This is a genomic window from Xenorhabdus sp. PR6a (assembly GCF_028599065.1).
GTDB lineage: Bacteria > Pseudomonadota > Gammaproteobacteria > Enterobacterales > Enterobacteriaceae > Xenorhabdus > Xenorhabdus doucetiae.
This window is the reverse complement of the sequence record NZ_JAQRFJ010000128.1, coordinates 1-2,689: the sequence shown is the minus strand read 5'-3', so window position 1 is coordinate 2,689 and position 2,689 is coordinate 1. Positions and strand designations below refer to the sequence as shown.

Annotated in this window: 6 protein-coding genes and 1 pseudogene; 4 read left to right on the top strand and 3 right to left on the bottom strand. The window is 49.2% G+C overall.

Translation table 11 applies throughout. The features are described from left to right. From PSI15_RS17550 to imm45, 3 genes and pseudogenes are all read left to right on the top strand, one after another. A pseudogene (locus PSI15_RS17550) lies at positions 1–414 on the top strand (hypothetical protein); the annotation flags it as partial. 140 nt (positions 415–554) lie between these two features. After that, the gene (locus tag PSI15_RS17545; protein WP_273584639.1) at positions 555–899 is read left to right on the top strand and encodes a hypothetical protein; all 345 of its coding nucleotides are present in this window, start codon (positions 555–557) and stop codon (positions 897–899) included. Continuing rightward, the gene (gene imm45, locus PSI15_RS17540) at positions 899–1,225 is read left to right on the top strand and encodes an Imm45 family immunity protein (protein ID WP_273584638.1); all 327 of its coding nucleotides are present in this window, start codon (positions 899–901) and stop codon (positions 1,223–1,225) included. The genes PSI15_RS17545 and imm45 overlap by 1 nt, the downstream gene beginning before the upstream one ends. A 61-nt stretch (positions 1,226–1,286) precedes the next feature. Here the strand turns inward: imm45 and PSI15_RS17535 are convergent, their stop codons facing one another. The 3 genes from PSI15_RS17535 to PSI15_RS17525 all read right to left on the bottom strand — a co-directional run bounded on the left by PSI15_RS17535 (position 1,287) and on the right by PSI15_RS17525 (position 2,301). Continuing rightward, positions 1,287–1,484: a DUF7706 family protein gene (locus tag PSI15_RS17535; RefSeq protein WP_273584637.1), complete on the bottom strand. Its 198-nt coding sequence runs from the start codon at positions 1,482–1,484 to the stop codon at positions 1,287–1,289. Positions 1,485–1,499: 15 nt separating this feature from the next. After that, entirely contained in the window at positions 1,500–1,820 is a 321-nt protein-coding gene (locus PSI15_RS17530) for a SymE family type I addiction module toxin (protein ID WP_273584636.1), read from the bottom strand. Positions 1,821–1,899: 79 nt separating this feature from the next. Further along, positions 1,900–2,301 carry a helix-turn-helix domain-containing protein gene (locus PSI15_RS17525; RefSeq protein WP_273584635.1) on the bottom strand — a complete coding sequence of 134 codons (402 nt, stop codon included), beginning with the start codon at positions 2,299–2,301 and terminating at the stop codon, positions 1,900–1,902. A gap of 103 nt (positions 2,302–2,404) precedes the next feature. Between PSI15_RS17525 and PSI15_RS17520 the strand changes: the two genes are divergently transcribed. Continuing rightward, positions 2,405–2,689: CHC2 zinc finger domain-containing protein (locus PSI15_RS17520; protein WP_273584634.1), on the top strand; the 285-nt coding region annotated here is incomplete at its 3' end.

The window sequence follows — 2,689 nt, the reverse complement described above, 5'->3', positions numbered from 1 at the left end:
CGACCCCGCTGCGACTTGCTGCGCGCGGCTCGCACTGCGCTGCGCTGCGTTGCTCGTTGCCGTGCTCGCCCTCTCCGCCCCGTGCAGCCCCCGCAGGGGGCTTCCCTGTTGGGGGCAGTGAAACCACCGAACCGTGCAAAACCGAAGCCCCGCTGCCTGAGAGCGTCGCAGGGGCGCCGCTTGCAGGCTCTGTGCCGCCCGCACCCGCAGAACGGCCGCCCGCCGCCCAGACAAGCTGGGCGACGTTCGCCCGTTGCCGAAAGGGAAACGCATCACAAAATCAGGCTGTTGAGTCAACGCGCGCGAGCACAGGCGCTATACTGCACCCCGGTAAACAAACAAAATAGCCTGAAAGCGCACATCGGGGATCGGGCAAAAAAATCTTTACCCCAGCGGGTAAAACCGGCTCTTTAACAAGCTGTTATTAAAGAAAAAATCCCGCCTAAAAAGTATGGTCGTGTCGGGGTAATCCCTAAGACCCGATAGGGCTGGCGGGGGGATTTAACCCGTATTCGTATGTGCATAATCCGCTGTCTTGGGTTGATCCTTGGGGATTGGCGGGTAAAGATTGTTCTTTACCAAATGGCCAAACTGTTGCTGAATTTGAAAAAAGTTTAGTCCGCTTACCTCCACAAGAGCGAGTGCCCGTAATCAGGGAAATGGCAGAGAGTGTAGCCAAAGAAAATGACTGGAAAAGAGCTAAGAATGTAGAAAAATTGAATAAAGGAAGGATAGTTTATCAGGATAATAAATTTTATTATTCTGTCGATACTCAGCATGGGCGTTTTGAGAAAATTGCTCAAAAACGAGGTAATCACGTAGGCGAAGTAGATATGAAGTTAAATGATGTTCCGAATAGTATCGATAAAAGTGGCGGCCATGATTTAAGGATAAAATAATGATAAAACTTATTGATTATACATCTGATAGCATATCTAGGGGCTGTGTATTCAGATTCCCCGCAATTTGGCCGTATGAAAAATTTGTAGATCTATTAGTGGTAAATATTCCAGATGATTATTCTAGACATGGTCTTGTTGTGACCACGGGGCACAAAGCGGGATTATTATTAATTCAATTGCCTAGTGAAAGTGAATACACGGATAAAGTAGCTTTAAGAAAAGATTGGATTATATCAAATTGGAATAAGTGGATTTATCCAGAATGTGATGTAAATGATGTATATATTATGGATAATTATTCAGCACCATTAACAATTGACTAATATTTCTTATTGTTGTTGTGAAATGCCGGAAAGATCCCCGTGATCTTCCGGCTTTGTTTTTTTACCGTGGCGAATACCCGTGCCAGGCCAGCGCTGACTGTAACCGCCCTATCGCGTCCTTAATCAGCCAGGCTTCATTGTCATTTACCGCACAGGCGCGTATCTCCGACCAGCTCAGCCGCTTGACCAGTTGCGCCAATGCCATCGCTTCCTCGTGGCTCAGGTGCACTTCCTCTAGCTGCTCAATCCCAGTTCTCATGTTAGCCACCTTCCCTTAAACGGTTTTGTAGTCCCCAATCAGCTCGCGCATCCGCAGCTTAATCTCACTGATTTGCTCGCGCTGGCGCTGGTATTGCTGTTTGAGGCTGTTCGTCTCGTCACTGTCGGGGATCAGCACCAGACAGCCGTCCATGATCTTCACCGTGACCGAGCCGCCAATCTCAAAGCCAGCTTGTTTAAGCCACTGCCCTTTAAGATGGATCGCGGGCGGAGCTTTATCCTTATTATTTTGCGGGACGTATCCCACGGTGTAATAACGTTCTGTTTTCGCGGCTTTATTTTGAGCCGCGTTTTGCTTAGAATGCGCCTTAGCCATCATTCAACTCCTCGTTAGTTGCTTATGGTTAGCGGCGGAAATGAGGTGCGAACTCATGTTCTGCCGCGTCCTTTCAATTTCAACGCTTAATGTTGTTTAATCCCATCACCTGTTCAACCATCGCCTTCTTAACAAAACTGTCAAGTATCACGATCAAGGCTTGTTGATCGGTATCGGGTAACGAATCTGCTTTTTGCCATAACGTATGTAAGGTATGGTTACGGATCTTCACTTCATCCGAGACCGCTTTGCGGCCAACCAACTCATCTATCGTGACCTGAAGGACATCGGCGATCTTAATCACCGTCTCCAGATGGGGCGCACTCGCGCCTTTTTCCCAGCGGTTATACGCCCGCGGATCAACGCCAAGCAGTTCAGCTAAACGAACCTGATTTAAATTACGGGCTTCACGCAACAAGCGAAGACGTTCTGCAAATGCTGTCATATCCAACCCTGCACACAATGAATCAATGGCGCTCATTGTACGGCCTCCTTTTTAGTTGCCTGTTGCAAATCTCATAATATATAGATAATATACTCTACATTAATGTCTATTGACAAGGCTTTGAAGAAGGAACTTTGCAATGGCTCGCATTCCCGACGCAGAATTACAGCACCTGAAAGCCGCCGTCTCCTTAGTTGCCGTTATCGAGCAGCAGGGGCGGAAGTTAACCCCGCGCGGCAAGGACATGACCGTGCTGTGCCCGTTCCATCAGGAGAAAACGCCCTCGATGGTGATCACCCCGGCGAAGAACCTCTATCACTGCTTTGGCTGCGATGCGGGCGGCTCGGTGCTCGACTGGGTGATGAAAACCGAGGGGTTGAGCCTGCGCCATGCCGTGGAGCGGTTGCGAGGGGTACTGGGTGGC

Excerpts from the sequence above, each read along its gene's own strand:
- imm45 (WP_273584638.1), top strand. The coding sequence starts at position 899 with ATGATAAAACTTATTGATTATACATCTGATAGCATATCTAGGGGCTGT.
- PSI15_RS17530 (WP_273584636.1), bottom strand. The coding sequence starts at position 1,820 with ATGGCTAAGGCGCATTCTAAGCAAAACGCGGCTCAAAATAAAGCCGCG.
- PSI15_RS17535 (WP_273584637.1), bottom strand. The coding sequence starts at position 1,484 with ATGAGAACTGGGATTGAGCAGCTAGAGGAAGTGCACCTGAGCCACGAG.
- PSI15_RS17525 (WP_273584635.1), bottom strand. The coding sequence starts at position 2,301 with ATGAGCGCCATTGATTCATTGTGTGCAGGGTTGGATATGACAGCATTT.